We start from the raw sequence: 23,257 nt of genomic DNA on the forward strand, positions 1-23,257 counted from the left end.
CACCTCCTTACTTAGATTTTTCTTCTAAGGCTTTTTTGATCATGGACTGGATTTCTTTGTTTCTTTCGTCCATGTCCTTCCTGAGCTGTTCGGACAGCTTCATAGCCTCTTCTGGAGTAATTATACCCTTATCTGTTAGGACCTCAAGCAGAGTGTCCAGGGCTGGGTGGTTTGTTCCCGCAAAGCCAAAAAGCGGTGCCACAAGGGCTACTACCATAATAAACTTTCTCATAGCTTCACCTCCTACAGTTTTCTAAGGCAATATTCTACAGACCAATTGTTAAGATTTGGTTAAGATCCTCCACAAAGAGGGCGCTTCCCCTCTGGGCCTTTACAAGCTTTTTGTATTTGGCAGACCTTTTAGAAAGGTCAAGAAGGTCCGAAGAACCTTTCAAAAGCACGGCCGATATGCTGGCTATGGGAAACTCCCTTAGGTTTTCCTCCCTATCCTTTCCCACAAAGTAGCCCCTTTCCCTATCCTCCTGGCTGTAAAAGGCCAAAAGCTCCTTCTGGAGGTTTTTTATAAGGTACAAAAGTTCCTCCACAAGTTTGCTCACGTCTTCTCCCCAAAGCAGGATGATAAAGTCATCCCCTCCAATGTGTCCCACAAACCTTTTGTTTGGGTCTTCCTTCTCAAAAAGGCTTAGGAAAAGGCCCACCTTTTTAATCATCTGATCGCCAAGGTAAAAGCCGTAGGCGTCGTTGAAGGCCTTAAAGTTGTCCAAGTCCAAGTAGCATACATAAAAATCTTCTCCCCTTTTTGATAGTTCTTCTATCTTTTCCCCTATAGCCCTATTGCCCGGAAGCTGGGTGAGGGGGTTTTTGTCAAGAAGCTCTTTTGAAAGCTCCTTGTAGAAAAGGTCCAAAAGATGCTGTTTTTCAAGTATTTGGACCTCTTGGCCCTTTTTTATAAGCACAAAGTCATGCTTGGAGGACAAGATCTCTTCAAGAAGGCTTTTTATTTTAAAAGCATCTGGGGATATGTATGGAAGGCTTTCAAGATCTATAAAAAGGTGAGGAAGCTTTTCAATAACCGTCTTAAGGTCCTTGTAATAGTAAAGGTCTCGTAGCTTTTGGTTTAGGCTATATTTTAGCTTCCAAGAGTCTATGAGGAACTTTTTAACGCCTACATCAAGCAAAAAGTATCGCTTTTGAGAGTTTTCTAAAGTGTGCAAAAGCTTGTGAAACTTTTCGCTTGGCTCCACTTTGATGGTAAGTGGTATCTCTCCCTGTATGTACTTCTCCTCTTCCCTGATCCGTAAGCTTATCTGTGGTTTAAACTTGACTATCTCTGTGGCTAGCATGGGTTTGGCAAAATAAAAGCCTTGGAAAAGGCAGGCCCTTAGGTCATAGTAAAGGGTTTTTACATCCTCCTCTTGCTCCACGCCCTCATATATGGGCCTTATGCCCATCTGAAGGCTTACCTCTGTAAGGACCTTGAGCAGTTGGTACTTTATCTTGCTTCTTGATACACCGCTTACAAGCTCCCTTGGAAACTTTACAAAGTCTAAATGCCCATCAAGCTCCAAAAGTAGCTGAAGGGAGTTGTAGCCAGTACCAATATCGTCTATGCCTACCAAAAAGCCAAGGCTTTTGTAATGGCCTATGGCCCTCTTGAGAAGCTCCACATCCTTTACTCTTTCCACCTCGGAAAGCTCAAGCACCACAGACTCAGGCCTAAGGCCCACACTTTCCACAAGCTCTAAGGTCTTATTCTTACCAAAGTATTCGGAGGCAAGGTAGGAAGGGGAGACATTTAGGAAAAGGAGAGAGTTTAAACCTTTGGGAAAAATCAAAACAGACCTCTCCCTGCATATCATATCAAGCTCTCCCAAAACGCCTATCTCTTCTGCCATACAGAATACCTTAGAAGGTGGAAGGCTTTCTCCCTTGAGAAGGAATCTGCTGAGGGCTTCGTAGCCAACGACCTGTGAGTTGTATAGGTCTATTATAGGTTGGTAGTAAGGTGTTATCTCCAAGCTTTGAAAGAACTCCCTTTTTAGCCAGCCCTTTATATCAAGCATCCAGACTTCTTAGCCTTTTTTGAAGGTGAAGCATGGCCCTTGACCTTACCACAGGATACCTGTGCTGGCTTAGGGCCCTCAAAAGGCCTATGGCCTGTGGTGAGGTCATCCTTGAAAGTGCATCCGCTATCTCCATAAGGATTATGGGATCCGTCTCCTTGCTTATCATCACTTCCAGGTGTGGTATGGCCATCTCCAGGTCCTTTTTCCCTATGGTATATATCACATTCCTCTTCATCTCCTTTACGGGATGCTCCAAAGCCATTATAAGTTTGTATTCATAAGGCAGGTTGTGGAATTCCTTTAGGTCATAGCCACAGTTGGGACAGACCACATCTTCCCTTGAGATCACACTCCAGCAGGCGGGGCAAAAGTAAAGGACAGGATGGTTTGGATCATACTTTACCACCTTGAGGGTGGCCTTTTCTTCAATCATGGAAAACACATCCATTGGCTCAATGGGAGAAAGACCCCCACCTAAAATAAATAGTTCAAAGAAGGGTGCCTCATCTTCAAAGCCCTCTGAAAAGACCTCCTCACCCTCCACATAAACCCTATAGCCATACCTTTCGGGGGATACGCTCACCACCATGGAGGTCTTTGGAAGGTTTTTAATAGGCACAGACTCAAAGCTTTGATAGACTCCTGCCAGCTCTGGCTCAAGGGCAAAGAAGGACACAATCTCCTCCGGAAGTTCATAGACCCTTAGGGTACATACCTCTTGGCTTAGGTCCTCCAAAAGTCTTTTGAGGGCAGTTTGGTCCTTTTCCTCTCCGTATTGGGCTTTTAGCACATGGCCCTTCTGTAGGAGAAGGTAGGCCTTTTGAAGCTTTACACGGTTTTCCACTATTACATAGCCCGTTGTCTCAAAGTCTATGAGCTTTTTGAAAAACTCCCTTGTGTTAAAGTTTATGCTCTCCAAGTTTATCCAAAGGGGCCTCTCGCTGTGCAGTGGCAGTCTATACCTTTCATATAGCCCAAAGGAGTGGATTATAAAGTTTTCTGTGGTAGGGTAAAAGCTTATAAGCTCAAAGTCTTGGCTTATATCACCCTTTAGAATACCATCCAAAACTGGTAAAAACTCTGGCTCTCCAAGCCTTTGAACCACAAGGCAACCAGTTTTTAGAGAACTTCTGAGGGACTCCACAAGCCAGCTTACGTTTACCATGTCCCTGTGGAAAGGACCATAAAGGGGCCTAAGGTTGAGGATGTAGTTAGCCAACAGGAGCTTTTGCATTTAGCACCTCCCTAAGTATCTCCCTAAGGGTCTCCGCCACACCATACCCTTCCCTTGCTATGGCCTCCACCACAGTAATACCCTTAAAGGCCTCCCTTATGGTTTCCAAAGGCAAAGGGTTTGGTGCATCCCTTTTGTTAGCCTGCACCACCATGGGTACCTTCAAAAGGCCATATTCCCTTAGCTCCTCGTAGGCTCTTAGGTTTTCCTCTAAGCTCCTGCTAGAATCTACTACAAAAACAATGCCATCCACATGGCCAAAGAGCCAGCCCCTTAGCAACCTAAACCTCTCCTGCCCAGGCGTGGTAAAGAGGCTTATCCATACTTCTCCATTACCAGACTTGGTCCTCAGGTTCAAGGATAGCATATCCAAGTAAACGGTCCTACCTTCCGTGGTTTGCTGGTGTAGCCTGTCTGATACATACCCAGAGTATATTTCTCGGAGCTTCTCCAAGTTGGTTGTTTTTCCAGCCATGCCAAGGCCGTGATAAAGTATGCGTAGGTTCATAGGGCAATGTCCTCAAACCTTATCACCTTCTTTTCCATCCTGCTAAGAGCCTTCTCCAGTATGCTTGCAAGTTCCTTTGATATTCTTTCCTTGAAGAGCTTTACGCTTCCAAGTGGTACCTTGTGGGAGAAGACGGAAGCCAAGAGGAACTTGGGGCTTATCACATGGATATACATGTTTTTATCTGTGCCTGCAAAGAACATGTGCCTTTTGGAGGATATGATGCTTTCAAGCTGATCAACGGCGCCCACCGTGGCAGCACCCACCACCGCCACCCTGTAGGCTATAGGCCTTTGGCTATCCACGTAAGGAGAATAGGCTATGAGCCTTCCACCATCATCCATCAGCACCACAAGGTCAAGGAAAAGGGAACTTCTAAATGCCTCAAGCTTGCTTACTATCTCTTTTAGCTCTTCTTCTTTTAAGCTGTAGCCTACCACATCCATATTATTTACCCCCAAAGGAAAATTGGCATACGCTTTCTTTGTGTGAGGCTTCTACAAGGCTTCCAAAGCCCATAATATCACCAACCCCATGCATGTAGCCCTTGCAAAGGGAGCAGGCCATACCTTTTGTAGGCTCTATATTCAACTGAGCCAAAGCATTACGGATACCACACTTAGAGACCTCAACTATAAAGCGTCCATCTTCTAACTTATAGCCATCCTTACTTACAAGGCCTTTACTTAAAGCCTCACCCTTTGCCAACCTGTAGCCTATTTGCCAAAGTATAGGATGGCCCGCCTTGTCAAAGATGTATATTAAGGCCCTCTCCACAGATAGCATGCGGTCCTGCCCTTTCATCTCTTGAAGCAGTCTTTGAAAGGTCCTTTTTGCCTTATCTCCAGCCAACTCCTCTAAGCCTTCAAAAAGCACCTTTAAAAGCTTTTCTTCCTCAAGGAACCCCATGACTCACCACCTTTCAAAATGAGAGTATAGAAGGTTATTGTTAAGATTTGGTTAAGGGGTATATCTTTAATAAACATGCAGGATGTAATCTTTGAAAAGGGAATAAAGCACACCGCCCATGGGCTAAACTTCTATATGACCTACTTTGACGATATAGCCAAGGTGCTTCCAAGGGAGGCCTACTGCTTTGTAGTGGGTGGATGGGTAAGGGACAGGATACTGGGAGATCCCGTGGGCTATCACATAGACATAGACCTACTGGTGACCTGCGACCCGAGAGAAACGGCAAAAAAGCTGGCCGAAAGGATAGGTGGCTCTTACTTTGAGTTTGAAAAGAAGGGACTTTTGAGAAGGCCCACCATAGCCACGGTGGTTTTGAGGCTCCCACCTTACAAGTACCGCTTTGACTTTGCCCAGATAAAGGGCAAGGATATAGAAAAGGCCCTTATAGAGGACCTTCTTTCAAGGGACTTTAGCGCCAACGCCATGGCCGTAAGCATTGACGACCTTCTTAGCATAGGCGCCAAGCAGACCATCATCTACGACCCAGCCCACGGCATAGAGGACCTAGAACAGGGCCTTTTGAGGCCTATATCTTTCAAAAACCTTGAAGAGGACCCAGTAAGGATAATAAGGGGCTTTCGCCTTGCAGTGGAAAAGAGGCTAAGCCTTACAGAGGATTTTTATGAGTTTGTGGAGAGAAAAAGACGCCTTATAAAGAAGGCGCCCGTAGAAAGGATAAGCCTTGAGCTTTTCAAGATTTTAAGACACAAGGAAAGCCACAGGATTTTAAAAGACCTCTATAAGCACGGTGTGCTTCAGATGCTATTCCCAGACACGGAAAGGTGGAAGGAAGTAAAAGACCAAGGAGAACACCACATATACCCCCTTGAGGATCATGTCTTTAAGGTGATGGAAGCACTGGAAAGGGTAATAGAAGAGAGGGATGTTTACCTTCCTGCGGAGCTTTTGGAAGACTTTGGGAAGATGGAGGTCCTTGGCGAGTTTTCCGACATAGAACTTTTAAAGCTTTCTGCCCTCTTCCACGATATTGCCAAGCCCCACACCTTTGAGATAAGAGATGGAAAGGTCACCTTTTACGGCCATGATAAGCTGGGTGCCAAGATAGTTCAAGAGTATGGAAAGATTTACAAGTGGGGTGAGTCTGCCACCAAGTTTGTCTCAAGGCTTGTGGAAGAGCATTTAAGGCCCTTTTATCTTAGGGAATCCCTCTTTAAGAGCCAGCTTACAGACAGGGGAAGGGCCAACTTCTGGAGGGAGTGCCAAGATATAGCAAGCCACCTTTTCCTGCATGCCATAGCGGACGCCATAGGAAGCGGAGATGAAGAGGAGGAAATAGGAAAGCTTTTAAAAACCATCCATGACCTCATAAGCTACAAGAGGGAGAAGCTATCCAAGGTTCCCACAAAACCCCTTTTAAATGGCAATGAGATAATGCAAATATTGGGCATAGGGCCCGGCCCACTGGTGGGAGAGATAAAAAAAGCCTTAGAAAAAGCACAACTTGAGGGAAGGGTAAGCACAAGGGAGGAGGCGGTGGAGTTTATAAAGGGCTACTATGAGAGCTTAAAGCAAGGAGGCTCTTGTGAATAAGCAAAGGGTCATAGATTCCAAGGTCCTCAAAGAGCCATCCATCGCCACCCGTTATTATGAGCTTTAAGCTCCTTTTGTAGTCTTCCTGCCAGCTTTCCAAACACTTTGAGATGAAGGCTTTGGCTTGGTTTATAAAACCTCCAAGGATGGCCTCTTCGGTGTTTTTCCCAATGCTTACCTTTATAGACCTTAAGTCTATCTTGGGAATGAGTTCTGCTTTTTTGGAGAGGCATTCAAGGCCAGAACCTATGCCCAAGGTTATAAAGCCACCTTGAAAGATGCCATCTATGGCGAGGTCCACCACCAAGGCTGTGCCAGCGCTTACTACAACCATATCCTTGCTGTAAAAGCTTATGGCACCATAGAGGTTTAGAAGCCTGTCCACTCCTACCTTTTCCTTTCCCTCAAAGGCAACCTCCAGAGGCACATCCTTTGCCCTTATGAATTTTGCCTTAGGATACCTCTCCCTTATGTATGCCTCTGCAGAGGGCCTCACAGAAGACACAAGCACAAGGTCCGCCTCAATATAGGGCACCTTATCATGCTCAAACTTCCCTATATACCTTAGCTCCCCCTCATAAAGGCACACATCCACCGATGTATTTCCCACATCAAGGGTTAGAACCTTCATACTCTACCAAGGCTCCCTCTTCTGCCACCTCAAGCACCATGTATTTGGCCCTCACGCCAGCGCCTTCAAAGGCCTTCACCATGGCCTTGCCCACTTTCTCCATCTTATCAAGGCAAAGGCTTGCCACAGATGGTCCAGCACCGCTCAAAAAGACGGCCAAAGCTCCAAACTTGTAGGCCTCTTCCAACACTTGCCAAAAGCCCGGAATAAGATGGGCCCTGTAAGGCTGGTGGAGCCTATCCTTTACAGCTTCCTTTAAAAGTTCAAAGTTCTTTGATAATAGGCTTGCCACAAAAAGAGCTGACCTCTGAAGGTTAAAGACTGCATCCTTTAGACTCACTTCCTTCTTTATTACTTCCCTTGCCTTCTCTGTGGAAAGCTCAAAGTCTGGCACGCAGACCACCACCTTTATCTCCTTTGGAAAGTCAAGCCTTATGAACTTTACCCCTTCCTCCGTGCTTGCGCATACCACAAAGCCACCAAGAAAGGCAGGAAGAAGGTTATCGGGATGCCTTTCAAACTCAAAGGCTATTTTTAGCTTTTCCTCAAGGCTTATATCAAGGCCATGCAAGGCTTGGCAGGCCAGTATGCCACCCACTATGGCAGTGGCCGAAGAGCCAAGGCCCCTTGCGGTAGGCACACGGTTTATCTGTTTGAGGCTTATGGGAAGTTCTTCCTTTCCAAGAAGCTTACAAGCCCTTTTGTAGACCTTTATAAACAGGTTTTCCTCATCGGTGGGAAGGTTTAAACCTTCTCCTTCTATCTGGACATTATAGGAGCCGGAAGGCTCCACATAAAACTCATTGTAAAGGCTTAGGGCAAGGCCAAAGGCATCAAAGCCAGCACCAAAGTTGCTCGTGCTTGCGGGAACTTTAATCTTGAGCATATATATAGTCTATATTACTTTACACACGCAGGGTGAGAAATTAATTAACCGAAGGGAAGGCCACCATCACTTTTTGCCAAAAATAAATGAGACAAATAAGGTAGAAGTGTGTTAAACAGGTTTTTAACCAGTCCCTACGGCGCCATGCATAATGCCCCTACAAAAGGGAATTTCTCACATCACCTTTGCTTCAAATATTTTGAAAAAAAATGAAGCAGGCAAAATTTTGTCTCATTTATTTTTATCACTCCAGTATAAAATCCACAAGCCTATCCAAATCCTCAAGTCCATCTACCCTAAGGCCTTCCACCTCCAAGTCCCCTACCACAACCTTTTTAACACCCTCCAAAGACTTCCAGCCCTCAAGGATAACAATGTGGCAGTCGGAAAAGTATTCTTCTACAACTTTTAATGGGTCATCCTCCCTCTTCTCCCAAAGGGTAAGCTTCTGTGGAGAGATAAGGGCAACCTTATTCAAAAGCTTGAATACCCTGTCTGTATCGCTTCCTTCCTTGTCTGTTATGCCATGCCCCTTTGGGTCATGCTTTATGTAGCCCACCTTATAGCCTCTCCTTTGAAGCTCCGGTATTAGCCTCTCTATTAGGCTTGTCTTTCCCGAGTTATGGTATCCTACTATGCATACCACCTTTGGCATAGGCAAGCTCCTTTATGCTCTCCATTATCTCCTCTGCCACTCTCCTGTATTCCCTTGGGCTTTCTTCGCCATGATAGACTTTGCTTTTTCCAATAAAGACCCTTATGGGATGGCCCGGCTTTGGGAATTTGGCACCCTTTGGGAATACCATGTCTGTGCCTTCAATATAGACGGGCAAAACGGGCCTTTGGCTCTTTATGGCCAAAAGACCCACACCCAGCTTGGGCTTTAAAAACTCTCCGGGCCTTGCCCTTGTGCCTTCTGGAAATATACAAACCTTACAACCAAAGTGCATAAGCTCCATGGCAAGCTCCAAAACCTCCAAGTCCCCCGAGCCTCTTTTTACCGGCAAGGCCCCCATATGTGGAAGTAGCCTGCCAAGTATGGGAATTTTAAAGAGTTCCTCCTTGGCAAGGAACCAAAGGGGCTGTGGAAAGACTGCATTTAGCACTGGCGGGTCAAGGTGGCTCCTGTGGTTGCTGGCCACTATACATGGGCCTTTTGGTATGTTTTCAAGGCCATAGACTTCTATTCTAAAGACCTTTCTAAAAATACTCTTTGTTATGGGGCAAAAGGGAGCAAGGAAAAGCTTGGCAAAGGTGCTTATAGGACAACCACTGGGCATTTTAAGCTCCTTACCATATGAAGGGATACGCTTCCTATCCTCTCCCTCATGCCCTTACCCCTTCTACCTATAACCACAAGGTCGTAGTCGGAAGAGTTTATATACTTTACCATCTCTTTGTATGGGTCTCCCTCAAGCATGGTAAGGTTAAATTCTTTCTCCGCAAACATATCTGTATAAAGTTGTATAACCTCTTCCTTTTTATCAGAAAGGCTTTTGTCGTAGTCTGTTTTACTAAGCTTGCCCTTTAACCTTTCCATGTTCATAGCATACACAAGGTCATAATCAAAGTCAAAGAAGTTTTTTAGATACTCTGCAAACTCTACCTGTTTTATTGACCTTTCGGAAAAGTCTATGGGAAGGCAAACTCTTCTTATATCAATTTTTGCTCCTTCTTTGTATACCCAAAACCTTAACTTACTTGTATCTGACAGCATCCACTCCGGGACAGATTTACCAAAGAGCTGTTTTTTGTATTTTACAAAGAGAAGGTCGTATTTTTCTTCAAGAATATTAAGAATACTTTCCTCCTTTTTTGAAATGGTATATAAATCATAATCTTCAAAAAAGCTCCATAATGGTTTTTCTTGAAATACTTTCTCCTCTAATATAAACTCCGGCTTTATTTTTAATCGTGTAGCTATAGCCTTAACGTAAATTAAATAGTTTTCATCTTCTTCTGATAAGTAGGCACCAACCTTCTCTATGGTATAGGCCATACTAAAATTATACAAACCATTACATACCCGGAAGTCTTGGGATCTTTCCAAGCTTTGAAAGTTTATAGTATACTCCCCAAGCCTTTTTCATCCAATGTCCAACCACAGGCAATGGTACAAGAAGGGCTCTTTTACCATCCCTATAGGCAAGACCGCCACCGTTTCCCATATCCATAAGACAGAGTATATTTATGTGAGGCAGGTAAGATTTAGGTTCACCCTTTACAAGGCCTTCTTCTAAGGCTATGTTGTATGCCACGTTTCTTGCCATAACTTCCGCAAGGTGTCCTTGTTTTGCCTTCCATTCGGGGCCTTCTAAGGCCACACAGTCGCCTATGGCATATATCTTATGGCATTCCTTTACCTTATTATAATGGTCCACAAGGATAAAACCACTTTCATTTTGGGGAAGGTCTCCCTTTTTGATAGCTTCATGCCCATCGCCACCTGGCACAAAGCACACAAGGTCGGCCTCTATCTTTTGGTCTTCCAACACCACACCATCTGGCGTAAATTCCAATATTTTCTTTCCAGTAATAGCCCTTATGTTAAGCTTTTTAAAGAAATAATCCAACATGCTCAAAGCTCTTTCTCCCAGCCTTTCTCCAGGCTTTGGCATGGGAGCAAAAAAGGTAAGTTCAAACCTGTTCCTTATCCCTTTCTTCCTTAGCATGTAATCAACGTTAAAAAGAAGCTCAAAAACTGGGCCACCTCTTACCGCCTCCTTTGCCTTAGGATTCCCACCAAAGCCAAAGGCAAGCTTACCTTCACCTTTGCTTATCAGTTCTTCAAGCCTCTTTTTATAATCAAGAGTTTCCTCGGGAGAGCCGCATATGGAATAGGTGTATTCTATACCTTTATGGGCCAATTTCCGTTGACCAAGAGCTATTACAAGGTAATCAAAGTCCCGCCTTTCTCCACCTTTTTCCAAGACAAAACCTTCTCTGTTCACAAACACCACCTTGTCCTTTACAAAATTAAAACCATGCGCCTTTGAAAGGCTTTCAAGAGGTATGCATACATCTTCAAAGTTTTTCTCTCCGGTAGGTATCCATATGGATATGGGATAAACAAACAGATAATCCCTGTCGGAAATAAGCTCTACCTCAAAGCCATACTTTCTTAAAAAGATGGCACATTCAACGCCAGCAATACCACCGCCCAAAACCACTACCTTTTTCACTGTTTACTCCTTATCTTGTCCAAAAGCATTTGTTCAAAGTTTTCTAAGGACATGGTTCCAAGGTTTCCTTCCTTTTTACTCCTAACCGACAGGCTCTTGCTCTCCACCTCTTTGTCTCCCAAAACCACCACATAGGGCACCTTTTGAAGCTCCGCATCCCTTATACGTGCGTTTAGCCTTTCATCCCTCATATCCAACTCTACCCTTATACCTTTTTCTTTTAGCCTGCCTTCCACCTCCCTTGCATAATCTCCATGCTTTTCTGGTGAAATGGGAATTATCTTTACCTGCACTGGAGAGAGCCACAAAGGCAAAAGCCCAGCATAATGTTCTAAAAGGACTCCCACAAACCTTTCAATGGAGCCAAAGATGGCTCTGTGTATCATATAGGGCCTGTGTCTTTTGTTGTCTGGTCCCACATACTCCATGTCAAAGCGTTCTGGAAGGTTAAAGTCAAACTGTATGGTGGAACACTGCCAAAGCCTCCCTATGGCATCTTTTATCTTTACATCTATCTTGGGACCATAGAAGGCTCCGCCACCCTCATCTATCTCATACTCAAGACCCACCTTTTCCACAGCCTTCCTTAGGGCGCCCTCTGCCAACTGCCACTGCTCCTGCGAACCTATGGCATCCTCCGGCTTGGTGGATATGTAAACCTTAAAGTCTTCAAAGCCAAAGGACCTTAGCATATCTATGGCAAACTGTAAGGTCTCCTCTATTACGCCTTCCACCTGCTCTGGCGTGCATATAATATGGGCATCGTCCTGTGTAAAGCCCCTGACTCTCATAAGGCCATGAAGCACACCCGACATCTCATACCTATAAACGGTGCCAAGCTCTGCAAGCTTTAAGGGAAGCTCTTTGTAGCTCCTTACCTTGCTTTTATATATGGCTATGTGGAAAGGACAGTTCATAGGCTTTACAAAGTATTCCTCATTTTCAATTTCCATGGGAGAGAACATGTTGGGCCTGTAGTAGTCAAGATGCCCGCTTGTTTGCCAAAGCTTGGCATTTCCCACATGAGGAGTATAGACAAGCTGGTAGCTTCTTTTTATGTGTTCTTCCTTCCAATAATCTTCAAGTGTCTTTCTCAGGATTGCTCCCTTTGGAAGCCAAAGCACAAGGCCCGCACCCACCTCATCCTCTATTAGGAAAAGCTCAAGCTCCTTTCCAAGCCTTCTGTGGTCCCTCTTTTTTGCCTCTTCATACAGCCTTAGCCTCTCTTCCAGCTCTTCCTTGCTCCAAAAGGCTATGCCGTATATCCTCTGGAGCATGGGCTTGGAAGAATCTCCCATCCAGTAGGCGCCAGCCACATGGGTAAGCTTAAACTCTCCCACCATACCTGTTGAAGGCACATGAGGACCTCTGCAAAGGTCCGTAAAGCCATCCTGTCCATAGACGGATATTATGTCCTTTTCATCTATCCTGTTTATTATGTCCAGTTTGTACTTTTCTTTTAGCTCGGAAAATAGCCTTATGGCCTCTTCCCTGTCTAACTCCTTTCTAAATATGGGGTAGTTTTTCCTTATTATCTCCCTCATCTTCTCTTCTATTTTTGGTAGGTCCTCAGAGCTTATGGTATGCCCTTCTACTTCCACATCGTAATAAAAGCCCTCTTCTGTAGTTGGACCAACACCCAGATGGACCTTATCGTAGCCATATATCTCCTTTAGGGCCTGCGCCATTATGTGGGAGAGGGTGTGCCTCATTATCTCAAGGCTCTCCGGGTCTTCCTTGTAGATGGGTGTGATCTCTATGTCTTCCCTTATGGGTGTAAGAAGGTCTATTAGCCTTGAGCCAGCCTTTGCGCCTATGGCTCCATCTATGCCAAGGGACTTAAAAATCTCACCAAGTGGTGTGCCTTTTTCTACGCTTATCTCTTTTCCGTTTACCCTTACCTTTACCATAAGGTTAATTATAATTTCTTCTAAAGCCCAAGGGCTGTCTTTACTATGCTTAGCCTGTCTTTTAGCTTATCCTGTTCCTTCTCTTCGGAGAAGTAGCTTAAGACTTCTTCCTCTTTTAGCTCCACCTTTCCCCTTTCCTTGATCTTTTGTGCTACAAAGTCTGCCACCGCAAGGAGCTTTTTACACCTCTTGGTGGACTTAAACTTTATATCTTCCACCTTCTCTGGAGTCCCTTTAATAAAAAAGGCCACAGAGTGGCACCCAGAGGTGCATTTGCCAAGCTCCATGTAGCCCTCAGGCTTCTCCTCCACAAGGTTTTTTAGGCCCTTTTCCACATATTCGGACACTTTCATAGCTCTAATTATACAACGGGAGAGCGAGGGAATTGAACCCTCCAGGGACCCTTTTCAGGACCCCTCACGGGATTTGAAGTCCCGGGACCGCACCAGCGCGTCAAGCTCTCCCTTAACCTTTTGGAAGGCACTCAATCTTCTCACGGATTATTATAGCCTTTATCTTCTCCGCTATATCTTCAGCTTTTTTTAGCCTCCTTAGCTCCTCCGGCTTGTCCGCCTTTATCTTCACAATCCAGCTATCATAAGGCTTATTTACTATGGGAGATGGGTCCTTTTCAAGGGCCTTGTTGGCCTCCACTATCTTTCCGCTTAGTGGGCTTGGAAAGGTAGATACCCTTTTACCAGACTCAACTACCGCAAGGTTCCCATCGTACTCCACAACAGTGTTGACTGGCTTTATCCTTATAGCATAAAGGGGATATACCAAGGAAGAAAGCACCTGCATAAAGCCTACAGAATATATGCCAGAGCCTTCTTCCTTTACCCACTGGAAGAGCATCCTCTCCTCATCTACCCTGTAGAGCCTGTCCCTTTTTATAACGCAGTTTAAGACAACTATATCCATGCTCTTTGCTCTACCAAGCAAAGGTAAAGAACACAAAAGGCCAATAAGTGTTCTTCTGTCTATCATAAGCCAAATATATTGTCTTCAAACTTGACAAAGCCCCTTTCCTTTGCCCAAAGGTCAAGCACAAGGGTTGCCACATCATCTACATGTGGCACCGCAAGGCCATCCAATCGCATATCTATAAGCTTTATGTAATGCCCACACCTTTGACAGACCTGCAGTTGGACAGCCTTATTATCTTCTTGATAATAGTAGTCTATCTCCTTATCGTCCTCATTGCCACAGTTTACACACCTGTTCCTGTTGTAGAGCCAGTCTGTATTACAAAGCACGCAACGCAAAAATCTTCCACCTTCCACCTCTTGGCTGTCCGCTATGTAAGACACGGAAGGCTTAAAGCCACACACAGGACACTTGGTTTTTAGCCAGTTTTCTTTATCAATGTCCATACCTTCCGCAAGGCGCTCATAAAAGGGGTTTAAGAAGGAAAGGAAGAGAAACCTATCTATGGGGTTTGCCTTCTTTTCCTTTATAAAGTCGCCTATCATCTTCTCAAGAACCGCCCTTTCTATGCCTTTAAACTCCTCCGCCCTTTTGAAGATTTCCTCATTGCCGTGTTCCATGCATACATCCAGCAACCTATAGAACCACTTCATGCCCTTGCGCCAATCCTTATCCTTGATAGATTGATAGGCTTCCCTTTGATACCTAAGGATATGCTCATAGAAGTTTAGGAGCTCTAAGGCCTCTGGATACTTTCCTTTCAAGACCCTTATCCTCTCAAGGGCATACTCCTTCTCTCTTTGCTTAAATATCCCTATCTTCATCTCGCCAACCTTATAACACCGCAGGCTATCCTTGTTCCTGCATTCCCCGCAGGGTCCGTAAGGTAGTCATCCTTGTGGTGGTGTATCATTATGGAAGTACCACCTTCCTTTAAAAGACTGTTCTCCTTTCCGCTTTTTAGAGTTATAAAGGTGTTTAGCACATGCACTTTTACATTCCCTTTTTCATCGGTGAATATGTTGGGCATATCGCCCGCATGCCATCCTTCAGGGTTTAAAAGGCCGTGTTTTTTCTTGAAGGGGTTAAAGTGTCCCTTGGCGGACATAAAATCTGGAGGGTCGCACCTTCCAAGCTCGTGTATATGCAAAGCCAGTTCAGAATTAGGTGGTAATCCAGAGGCTTCAAGCATTATAAGAACGCCGGCGTTGGTTTCCACAAAGATAGCCTTGCCTATCTTTTCTCCCTTCTGGTTTATAAGCTCTGCTTCAGCTTTGAGTTCCTTTGCCTGCACTGTAAAAAAGAAAAGGAGGCAAAGGAAAGGCCAGAAAATCCATAATCTTTTCATGAAAGCTACCTCTTTATTATTTCTTTGAACCACTTGGGATGGTGAGAGGCAGCCCACAGGGCTGACACTTTTCCCGTTATCATGCTGGACAGAGAACCGGGCACTCCAATCGTTCCCATATACACGTGGATTATAAAACCGGCACCCACCACTATGAAGGCAATTGTATGCAAAAGTATGGCAAGCCTTACAAGGTTTATGGAAAAACTCTCAGGGAACCACATGACTATGCCGGTTATAAGAAAGACTGCACCACCTATAAAGACCATCCAGCCAAAGATTTTTTGCCCTGCGTTGTATTTACCTACCTCTGGAAGCTTTTCTTCCTCACCTTTTATGTAGTATTTTACATTGGAAAGCCATTTCATATCATCGCTGTCAAGGATAAAGTCCTTTGCCCATTTTAGGAACATAAGAAGCACACCTACGGAAAAGACCACACCAGCCCATTTATGAAGCCATGCGGAGAACTCTTTTCCACCGAGGAAAGGCAGAAGCCAAGCAAACTTGGGAGAATACATGCCAAGCCCAGATAGGAAAAGGTAAACAAAAGGCACCGCTGTAAGCCAATGCACAAACCTATCAAACCTGGAAAACCTTTCCACCTCTATCTCTTCCAACTTCTTTATATCCTCCATGATTATTCCTCCTTTTTATGCTTCTTGCCCACCTTTATGGGCCCAAAGAGTATGAGCTGTAGGAAGGCTCCAAGGAGAGTACCCCAAAGGACGATAGAACCAAGGAGCTTTACGGGCCCTTTCCATAGGCTTATAAGGGGTGATATGCTTGCCTCCTTTGGAAGACCATATATCTCAGGCTTGTCGCCATGGGGCAAAAGGTATATGTAGCCCGTACCGCCTACGCCCTTAGGATCGTATATGGAAGCCTTATCAAAGCCTCTTTTCTTTAGCCCTTCCAGGAGCTTGTTGGCTCTTATAAGCATCTCCTCCTTTGTTCCAAAGTGAAGGGCATTTGTAGGGCAGGTCTTTACACACATGGGCTCAATACCGGCAGAAACCCTATCAATGCAGAAGTTGCACTTCCAAGGCTTATTGTTGGCGTCATACCTTGGCACATCAAAGGGACAACCTGACAGACAGAACTTACAGCCTATACACTTAGAATGGTCAAAGTCCACAACTCCGTTGGCATACTGGATGATCGCACCCGGCGAGGGGCAAGCTTTAAGACAGCCTGGGTCTGAGCAATGCATACATTGATACTTGGTTATGGCCCACACAAGGCCGTTGGGAGTTTCTTCTTCCTGGAAGCGCATGTACATAAAGAGGTTTGGTGCCAAGCCAGGGCCTGATTGATAGCCCGTAAATATCTTTTCCTCCGTATGAAGTGGTGGCTTTAGGTCGTGCCATTGGGAACATGCAGCCTCACAGGCCTTACATCCTATACAGCTGGATATATCCACAAGTATGGCAAGCTGGTCCGCCTGCTTTATGTTTTGGTCTGGGAGCTTGGAGGCGGACACGCGCCTCAGCCCCAAACCTACAGTCCCTTCTGTGGTTACTGTAGCCATTTTTTACCTCCTTATGCTTTTACCTTTTCTATCTTGCACAAAAAGCCTTTAAACTCTGGCGTTTGTGAGTTGGGGTCCCACACAAAGGGGGTGATCATGTTGGCAAGGGCGCCTTTTACCACTCCCTCGTTGCCCCAGTGTATTGGAATGCCAACGGTATAAACCTTTTTACCGTTTATGACAAGGGGTTTTATCCTTTTTGTAGGCAAGGCATAGCCTTCGGCAGAACCTCTTGCAGTGCTTACTCTGACTATATCACCCTCCTTTATACCAAGCTCTTTGGCCAGTTCCTCTGGAAGCTCAATAAACATCTTTGGCACCAGGGCAGAAGTTCCGTATATATGCTTTGTCCAAAAGTGGAAGTGTTCCACCACTCTGTAGGTGGTTGCCACGTATGGGTATTCGTCTGGCTTTCCAAGGAGGTCCAGGTCTGATTTGTATATCTTTACCACTGGGTTGTGGGGTGTTTTGGGGTGTAGTATGTTTTCCACTGGAGATTCAAAGGGTTCGTAATGTTCTGGGAAAGGCCCATCCACAAGGGGCGCACAGAAGAGCCTGCCCCTACCTTCTGGGAGCATGATAAAGGGACCATAATCGGGTGTTAGGTCTGGCTTTATGTCTGGCACATCGTAGCCAACCCATTTGCCTTCTGCCTCATCCCACCATATATACTTTTTCTTTTCACTCCACGGCTTTCCGCTTGGGTCTGCGGAGGCCCTGTTATAAAGTATCCTTCTGTTGGCTGGCCAGCTAAAGCCGTAGCCCGGGTATACACCAAGGCCAGAGGGGTCGGAGAGGTCTGTGGATTTTGCCCTGTTGCCCGTTTGAGGGAATACGCCCGAATAGAGCCACATACCACAGGCTGTGGTTCCATCGTCCTTTAGCACAGCAAAGCCCGGCACTCTTTCACCCTTCTTAACCACCACATTGCCTTTGTCATCCGTTATGTCTGCAAGGGCGTAGCCGTTCATCTCCCTCAAAACCTCTTCTGCTGTTGGATAGTAGGGGTTTTGGAAGTTCCAAGTTAGGTTGAGTATGGGATCTGGGAATTTACCACCTTCCTTCTTATATAGCTGTCTTATCCTCATAAAGAGCTGTCCAGCTATCCAAAACTCATCCTTTGCCTCTCCCGGCGGGTCCACCGCCTTATACTTCCACTTTATAACACGCCCACTGTTGGTATAGGAACCCTCTTTTTCTGCAAACAAGGCCGAAGGTAGTAAAAAGACCTCCGTCTGCACCTTTGAGGGGTCATCCACATACTTCCAAAAGGCGGCCATCTCCGTCTCAAAGACATCTATAACCACCATCCACTTTAGCTTTCCAAGACCCTGAGCTATCTTCTTTACGTTGGGATTGCTTGCCAATATGTTCATACCGACTGATACAAGGCCCTCCATCTTGCCCCTATACATCCTATCCAGTATCTCGTCCATGGCTATTACTTTTTCAATCTTTGGTAGGTAATGGTAGGCAAACTCGTTCTCTGGAGTGGCCGCATTTCCAAACCATGCCTTGAGAAGGCTAACGTAGAACTTGCCGTAATTTGACCAGTAGTTCATGGAAGTATCCAAAGCCTTTGGAGTGTTTGCCTCTATATGATCTTTGAGGCTTTGCTGGGTTGCAAGAGGAGGCTTTAGGTAGCCCGGTAGGAACCTACCTTCACCAGCCAAGTCCGTCATGCCCTGCACGTTGGAATGACCCCGTAGGGCATTTATACCACCGCCCGGCACGCCTACGTTGCCAAGAAGGAGCTGAAGTATGGCCATGGAGCCTATAAGCTGTGTTCCTATGGAGTGGTGCGTCCATCCAAGGGCATAAAGATGTGTCATAGACTTATCTGGTGCGCTGGTTTCCGCTATGAGCTTTGCCACCTCAAGGAACTTATCCTTGGGAATACCGGTAAGCTTTTCTACCACCTCTGGTGTATACCTTGAATAGAACTGCTTCATAAGCTGGAATACGCACCTTGGGTGCTCCAAGGTCATATCCTTTTTGGCCATACCTTTTTCGTCAAGCTCGTAGCCCCAAAGGGATTGGTCATACTTTCTCTTTTCGGGATCGTAGCCAGAAAATAGACCCGTTTGTGGGTCAAAGTTGTACGTATCCTTTACTATATAAGAGGCGTTTGTAAAGTGCTTTATGTACTCTTCATTATACTTCTTGTTTTGAAGCACGTAGTTTATAAGACCGCCCATAAAGGCAAGGTCCGAACCTGGCCTTATCTGAAGGAATATGTCCGATACGGCAGCAGTCCTATTGAACCTTGGGTCAACACATATGATCTTTGTTCCCTTCTCTTGGCGAGCCTTTATGGCCCATTTAAAACCGCAGGGGTGGTTTTCTGCAGGATTTCCTCCCATAACCAGTATGAGGTCTGCGTTTTTAATATCGTTCCACCCATTGGTCATCGCGCCTCTTCCGAACCTTGGGGCCAAACTGGCCACCGTGGGTGCGTGTCATATTCGCGCCTGAGTTTCTCTTGCCACAAGCCCCAAGGCTACCCCCATCTTAACCCATAGATAGCCCTCCTCGTTGCCTATGGTGCTTCCCTCTATCCATGCTATACTTTCACATCTGTTTACAAGCCTACCTTGATCGTCCCTCTCTATAAAGGTCCTGTCCCTTGTATCTTTTATGAGCTTGGCTATTCTATCAAGGGCCTCTTCCCAGCTTATTTCCTTCCATTCCTTTGAGCCTGCGGGCCTATATAGAGGTTTTTTGAGCCTATTGGGTGAGTTTATAAAATCCTTCAATGTGGCGCCCTTGGGGCATAGGGTTCCTCTATTTACTGGGTCATCGGGGTTGCCCTCCACATGGATAACCCGAGGCTTTACGTTCATAGCTCCATCGGTCAAAGTGTATATGATAACTCCGCAGGACACCGAGCAGTAAGGACATATACTCTTTACAGCCTTGGCGCTAGAAATCTTTAAATCCCTCACCCTTGCCATGGCCGGCTTAAGGTCAAAGCCAAGCCCTCCAGCAAGAGTAGCTCCTGCCGATACACCCGCCACCTTAAGGAAACTTCGCCTGGTAAGCTCCATCTTTACACCTCCTTTTTAGAGCCTTGGCTTATAAAATAAGGGATGTATGAAAGATCATCCATAGAATTTTTCAATGATAAGCTTTAAAAATATCAAAATTAGAATACTCTTATACTGGGGCTGAAAAATCCGTTTGTAATGGCACCATGCATAGTGCCAGTAGTGGCAAGTTTATAACCTATCAAAAATCATTGGGCGGGTTTGGAACTCACGATGTTTGAATGCACGCGCCAACGTGCCACTACATTGTTTATCTCAAATATTATCTTGACATTATACACGCCGGGTGAGAAATTAGACCTCAAGTTCACCCCTCCTATAATAGCTATATCCAATAGCATAAGCATATACATACACAAGCACACAAGTTAAAGTCCTCCACCCACTACCAGCATTAAAAAGCTTTATCTGACTTATAACACCTTCCACTACCTGCCTTTTTGCCCTCATCTCCCTACTACCACACACAATCACACCTTCACAACCCCTATAACCCCTATCTCCATACACCACACAACTCTCCACAAGCTTCCTAAACCATAAACTCCTTCTCTTCCTTTCCCTAAATGCCCTAACCTCATGCACACTTCCAAAGCTTATCCACACATCATAAACTCTTCCCCACCTATCACATAACACCATCATCAACATGCCATACCTGACCTCCTCAAACTCCACTACCTTCCCATTGTCTCTCCGAACTATCTTCCTTCTCCTCTTTGCCCACCATACCTTCCCTCTTACCCTCCTTATCTTCTGTGTCCTCGCCCTGTTTACATTGGCTATGTCCACTATGGTTCCATCTATTACAAGTTCTATCTTCTTACCATGCAAAAGCCTTGCTAAAATCATAAGCCTCAGCTTGTGAAGCTTGTATTCTCTCAATATCCTGTATACTCTCTTGAGTCTGTATCTTCTGAAGATATGCCATGATTGTATGGATGGGTCAATAAGTAGTTTAGCTAAGGTGAGGACTTTTGTATTGGTTATGTAGGAGAGTATAAAGATGGCTGCTATATGGATGTCTGTGAGTTTAGGCTTTCTGCCTGCTTTAGCTTTTGGCACATTAAGGAATGGCAAGGCATTTTCAAGGTCTTTTAGGATTTGTTGGTAGATGCGTAGGTAAGGTGGTATAATTTCCATGGTAAAAACCTCCGATGGTTTTTAGGGCTACTATTATAGTAGCCCTGCTGTCTTTTTATTGATATGGAAGGTTTAGCTTAAAGGGAATTTCTCACTCGGCGTGTATTGAGTATTATCATGAAGACCATGGAATAATCTATTGGGGTAAGATAGATGACCTTTTGATAGATAGCGAAGGTAGATTAGTTCCTCTTGATTTTAAAACCACTTTAAAATGGAAAAACGAAAATAAAGACGAAAAAGATAAGGATGTCTTAGAAAAATACAGAGAAAAGTACAAAAGACAGCTAGAGATCTATGGCTACCTATTATATAAGAACGGGGAAAGAGTAGCTAACGTGGGAGCATTATACGTGGTGACTGTCAGTTTTACAGAAAATTTTGAAAAACAAGAAAATCCTAGACTTATACCTCTTGAAGACCTAAACTATGAGCAATGGGATATACTTTTGGAACATATAAAAGAAGTTTTTTACAGTGACCATGAGCCAAAGGCTGACGATGATTGTGAGTTTTGCAACAGGGATGTGAAAGTATTACAGCTATATAACTTCCAACAATATTTAAGATAGAAGTATCTTCACCATCCTCTTAAAGTCTATCCCCGCCCTTTGGCATGCCATAGGAAAAAGGCTAAGCTCTGTCATGCCCGGAATGGTGTTTACCTCCAAAAGGTATGGTATGCCTTCCCTTGAAACTCTAAAGTCCACTCTTGAAAAGTCCTTAAGCTCAAGGTAAAGGTGAGCCCGTAGGGCTATATCTTGTAGCTCCCTGTTTAGCTCCTCATCCTCGGAGAAGATATACTCCGTCATGCCCTTTGTGTATTTGCTCTCGTAGTCATAAAGGCCCTTCTTAGGTCTTATCTCAATAGGTGGCAAGGCTTGGCCCTTTAAGATGCCCACGGTAAAATCCCTACCTTCAATGAACTCTTCCACCATCACCTTTTTTGACAGTTTAAAGCACTCACCTATAGCTTCCTTTAGCTCCCTTTGGTCCTTTACCACAAAAAGCCCCACGCTTGATCCTTGGTCTGCAGGCTTTACAACGGCAGGGTAAGTATTCCATTCAATGCCTTCCTCTGGAGACCTAAGGCATATCCATTTTGGCACCTTAATGCCATGAAAGGAAAGGACCTTTTTTGTTATATCCTTGTCCATGGCCAAGGCGCTTCCCAGCACACCGGAACCCACGTAAGGAATGCCCAAAAGGTCCAAAAGGCCTTGCACCCTGCCATCTTCTCCGTAGGTGCCATGAAGGGCTATAAAGACCTTGTCCGGCCTTATGGCCTTTAACTTTTCACAAAGGTCCTCTTCTAAGTCCAAGGCTATGGCCTCATGTCCCAGTTCTTGCAAGGCCCGCAAGACTGCCTGACCGCTCTTTAAGGAGATTTCTCTTTCACTGGACCTTCCTCCCATAAGCACAACCACTTTCAATTAGCCTTACCTCCTCTTCCAAGCTTATACCAAAGCTTTCAAAGACCCTTCTCTTTGCCTCTTGGATTATTTTAAGCACCTCCTGGTAGGTACCCCTTCCAAGGTTTACCAAAAAGTTGGCATGCTTTTCTGAAAAGGCCACATCCCCCACCCTGTAGCCCTTCATCCCCACTTTTTCTAAGAGCCTGCCCGCAAAATGCCCCGGTGGATTCTTAAAGGTGGAACCACAGGTGGGAAGGTTCAAGGGCTGTTTACTTGCCCTCTTCTCCCTTATGGCCTTGTATTCCTCCACTATATCCCTCTTTACCTTTGGAACTGCAAAAGTTCCAGCAAGCACAACCCCAAGCTCTGGAAAGGGTGAGGACCTATAAGAAAAGCTAAGCTCTTCTTTCCTTACCCTCTGAAGACTCCCTTCCCAGTCCAAAAAGACCACCTCTTTGAGATGCTCATTTATCTCATAGCCAAAGGCTCCTGCGTTCATGGCTATGGCACCACCAACGGTGGCGGGAAAGCCCACAAGCCTATAGAAGCCTTCAAGGCCTTCTTTCAAAGAAAAGGACACAAGCTTGGAAAGAAGCACTCCAGCCTGGGCTGTAATATAAAAAAGGTCCCCTTCCCTCCTTACCTCAAAGCCTTCAAACCTTCTCATGCTTATAACCAGACCTTCAAAATCACCAAAGATGGTGTTAGAACCCCTGCCAAGGATAAAGATGGGTAAGGATTTATCCAAGGCAAAAAAGATGGCATACTTCAGTTCTTCAAGGTCCTTTGGCTCACAAAAATACAGAGCCTTGCCCCCTATGCGTATGGTGGTGTAGGGCCATAGGTCAAGGTTTTTTATAAGCATATAAGCTCAATTATACCAAAAAGCCTCTTAACAAAATCTTAACCAAACCTTAACCCAGTCTTAACAAAAGGTTGATATGC

General features: G+C 45.1%; 25 protein-coding genes and 1 tRNA gene. 2 read left to right on the plus strand and 24 right to left on the minus strand.

Features of this window, described 5'->3' with window-relative positions; all coding sequences use genetic code 11:
* Nucleotides 1–7: 7 nt before the first annotated feature.
* From ACZ5GB_RS03545 to ACZ5GB_RS03570, 6 genes are read right to left on the minus strand one after another with little or no spacing between them, the layout of a single operon-like run.
* On the minus strand, nt 8–232 hold the full coding sequence (locus tag ACZ5GB_RS03545; protein WP_464327605.1) for a hypothetical protein: 225 nt from the start codon (nt 230–232) through the stop codon (nt 8–10).
* A 34-nt stretch (nt 233–266) separates the two neighbouring features.
* Nucleotides 267–2,024, minus strand: a complete 1,758-nt coding sequence (locus tag ACZ5GB_RS03550) for an EAL domain-containing protein (RefSeq protein WP_464327606.1) — start codon at nt 2,022–2,024, stop codon at nt 267–269.
* On the minus strand, nt 2,017–3,261 hold the full coding sequence (locus ACZ5GB_RS03555) for a HEAT repeat domain-containing protein (protein ID WP_464327607.1): 1,245 nt from the start codon (nt 3,259–3,261) through the stop codon (nt 2,017–2,019). Before ACZ5GB_RS03555 ends, ACZ5GB_RS03550 begins: the two co-directional genes overlap by 8 nt.
* Nucleotides 3,239–3,769: a GTP-binding protein gene (locus ACZ5GB_RS03560; RefSeq protein WP_464327608.1), complete on the minus strand. Its 531-nt coding sequence runs from the start codon at nt 3,767–3,769 to the stop codon at nt 3,239–3,241. The genes ACZ5GB_RS03555 and ACZ5GB_RS03560 overlap by 23 nt, the downstream gene beginning before the upstream one ends.
* Complete coding sequence (locus ACZ5GB_RS03565) at nt 3,766–4,215, minus strand: hypothetical protein (protein WP_464327609.1); 450 nt, start codon at nt 4,213–4,215, stop codon at nt 3,766–3,768. Before ACZ5GB_RS03565 ends, ACZ5GB_RS03560 begins: the two co-directional genes overlap by 4 nt.
* A gap of 1 nt (nt 4,216) precedes the next feature.
* Nucleotides 4,217–4,678 carry a hypothetical protein gene (locus ACZ5GB_RS03570; protein WP_464327610.1) on the minus strand — a complete coding sequence of 154 codons (462 nt, stop codon included), beginning with the start codon at nt 4,676–4,678 and terminating at the stop codon, nt 4,217–4,219.
* Between the two features lie 75 nt (nt 4,679–4,753).
* On the opposite strand from ACZ5GB_RS03570, the gene ACZ5GB_RS03575 reads away from it, so the two are divergent.
* Complete coding sequence (locus ACZ5GB_RS03575; RefSeq protein WP_464327611.1) at nt 4,754–6,292, plus strand: HDIG domain-containing metalloprotein; 1,539 nt, start codon at nt 4,754–4,756, stop codon at nt 6,290–6,292.
* On the opposite strand, the gene ACZ5GB_RS03580 is transcribed toward ACZ5GB_RS03575, so the two are convergent.
* The 16 genes from ACZ5GB_RS03580 to ACZ5GB_RS03655 all read right to left on the minus strand — a co-directional run bounded on the left by ACZ5GB_RS03580 (nt 6,243) and on the right by ACZ5GB_RS03655 (nt 20,897).
* Nucleotides 6,243–6,923: a type III pantothenate kinase gene (locus ACZ5GB_RS03580; RefSeq protein ID WP_464327612.1), complete on the minus strand. Its 681-nt coding sequence runs from the start codon at nt 6,921–6,923 to the stop codon at nt 6,243–6,245. The genes ACZ5GB_RS03575 and ACZ5GB_RS03580 overlap by 50 nt on opposite strands.
* A complete protein-coding gene (thrB, locus tag ACZ5GB_RS03585; RefSeq protein WP_464327613.1) occupies nt 6,904–7,809 on the minus strand; it encodes a homoserine kinase in 906 nt (301 codons plus the stop codon). Before thrB ends, ACZ5GB_RS03580 begins: the two co-directional genes overlap by 20 nt.
* Nucleotides 7,810–8,053: 244 nt before the next feature.
* On the minus strand, nt 8,054–8,464 hold the full coding sequence (locus tag ACZ5GB_RS03590) for a molybdopterin-guanine dinucleotide biosynthesis protein B (protein WP_464327614.1): 411 nt from the start codon (nt 8,462–8,464) through the stop codon (nt 8,054–8,056).
* The gene (locus ACZ5GB_RS03595; RefSeq protein ID WP_464327615.1) at nt 8,430–9,089 is read right to left on the minus strand and encodes a lysophospholipid acyltransferase family protein; all 660 of its coding nucleotides are present in this window, start codon (nt 9,087–9,089) and stop codon (nt 8,430–8,432) included. Before ACZ5GB_RS03595 ends, ACZ5GB_RS03590 begins: the two co-directional genes overlap by 35 nt.
* Nucleotides 9,068–9,808, minus strand: a complete 741-nt coding sequence (locus ACZ5GB_RS03600; RefSeq protein WP_464327616.1) for a universal stress protein — start codon at nt 9,806–9,808, stop codon at nt 9,068–9,070. The genes ACZ5GB_RS03595 and ACZ5GB_RS03600 overlap by 22 nt, the downstream gene beginning before the upstream one ends.
* A 19-nt stretch (nt 9,809–9,827) precedes the next feature.
* Nucleotides 9,828–10,991 (minus strand): NAD(P)/FAD-dependent oxidoreductase, encoded by a 1,164-nt coding sequence (locus tag ACZ5GB_RS03605; RefSeq protein WP_464327617.1) that lies wholly within the window; start codon nt 10,989–10,991, stop codon nt 9,828–9,830.
* On the minus strand, nt 10,988–12,901 hold the full coding sequence (gene thrS / locus ACZ5GB_RS03610; protein WP_464327618.1) for a threonine--tRNA ligase: 1,914 nt from the start codon (nt 12,899–12,901) through the stop codon (nt 10,988–10,990). The genes ACZ5GB_RS03605 and thrS overlap by 4 nt, the downstream gene beginning before the upstream one ends.
* 20 nt (nt 12,902–12,921) lie before the next feature.
* On the minus strand, nt 12,922–13,254 hold the full coding sequence (locus ACZ5GB_RS03615) for a nicotinate phosphoribosyltransferase (RefSeq protein ID WP_464327619.1): 333 nt from the start codon (nt 13,252–13,254) through the stop codon (nt 12,922–12,924).
* Between the two features lie 16 nt (nt 13,255–13,270).
* Nucleotides 13,271–13,366, minus strand: a tRNA-Sec gene (locus tag ACZ5GB_RS03620).
* The gene (locus ACZ5GB_RS03625; RefSeq protein WP_464327620.1) at nt 13,367–13,888 is read right to left on the minus strand and encodes a biotin/lipoyl attachment domain-containing protein; all 522 of its coding nucleotides are present in this window, start codon (nt 13,886–13,888) and stop codon (nt 13,367–13,369) included.
* Nucleotides 13,885–14,652, minus strand: coding sequence for a formate dehydrogenase accessory protein FdhE (locus ACZ5GB_RS03630; RefSeq protein ID WP_464327621.1), 768 nt, complete (start codon nt 14,650–14,652; stop codon nt 13,885–13,887). The genes ACZ5GB_RS03625 and ACZ5GB_RS03630 overlap by 4 nt, the downstream gene beginning before the upstream one ends.
* Complete coding sequence (locus tag ACZ5GB_RS03635) at nt 14,649–15,176, minus strand: superoxide dismutase family protein (RefSeq protein WP_464327622.1); 528 nt, start codon at nt 15,174–15,176, stop codon at nt 14,649–14,651. Before ACZ5GB_RS03635 ends, ACZ5GB_RS03630 begins: the two co-directional genes overlap by 4 nt.
* Before the next feature lie 5 nt (nt 15,177–15,181).
* Nucleotides 15,182–15,814: a formate dehydrogenase subunit gamma gene (locus tag ACZ5GB_RS03640; protein WP_464327623.1), complete on the minus strand. Its 633-nt coding sequence runs from the start codon at nt 15,812–15,814 to the stop codon at nt 15,182–15,184.
* Between the two features lie 2 nt (nt 15,815–15,816).
* Nucleotides 15,817–16,707 carry a formate dehydrogenase subunit beta gene (gene fdxH, locus ACZ5GB_RS03645; protein ID WP_464327624.1) on the minus strand — a complete coding sequence of 297 codons (891 nt, stop codon included), beginning with the start codon at nt 16,705–16,707 and terminating at the stop codon, nt 15,817–15,819.
* Nucleotides 16,708–16,718: 11 nt separating this feature from the next.
* Nucleotides 16,719–19,754, minus strand: coding sequence for a formate dehydrogenase-N subunit alpha (gene fdnG / locus ACZ5GB_RS03650; RefSeq protein ID WP_464327625.1), 3,036 nt, complete (start codon nt 19,752–19,754; stop codon nt 16,719–16,721).
* Between the two features lie 294 nt (nt 19,755–20,048).
* On the minus strand, nt 20,049–20,897 hold the full coding sequence (locus ACZ5GB_RS03655; protein WP_464327626.1) for a hypothetical protein: 849 nt from the start codon (nt 20,895–20,897) through the stop codon (nt 20,049–20,051).
* 161 nt (nt 20,898–21,058) lie between these two features.
* On the opposite strand from ACZ5GB_RS03655, the gene ACZ5GB_RS03660 reads away from it, so the two are divergent.
* Nucleotides 21,059–21,469 (plus strand): PD-(D/E)XK nuclease family protein, encoded by a 411-nt coding sequence (locus ACZ5GB_RS03660; RefSeq protein ID WP_464327627.1) that lies wholly within the window; start codon nt 21,059–21,061, stop codon nt 21,467–21,469.
* On the opposite strand, the gene ACZ5GB_RS03665 is transcribed toward ACZ5GB_RS03660, so the two are convergent.
* Together ACZ5GB_RS03665 and murB are read right to left on the minus strand one after the other, a co-directional pair.
* On the minus strand, nt 21,461–22,324 hold the full coding sequence (locus ACZ5GB_RS03665) for a D-alanine--D-alanine ligase family protein (RefSeq protein WP_464327815.1): 864 nt from the start codon (nt 22,322–22,324) through the stop codon (nt 21,461–21,463). The genes ACZ5GB_RS03660 and ACZ5GB_RS03665 overlap by 9 nt on opposite strands.
* Complete coding sequence (gene murB / locus ACZ5GB_RS03670; RefSeq protein ID WP_464327628.1) at nt 22,293–23,177, minus strand: UDP-N-acetylmuramate dehydrogenase; 885 nt, start codon at nt 23,175–23,177, stop codon at nt 22,293–22,295. Before murB ends, ACZ5GB_RS03665 begins: the two co-directional genes overlap by 32 nt.
* Nucleotides 23,178–23,257: the final 80 nt, after the last annotated feature.

This window comes from Hydrogenobacter subterraneus (assembly GCF_055390195.1).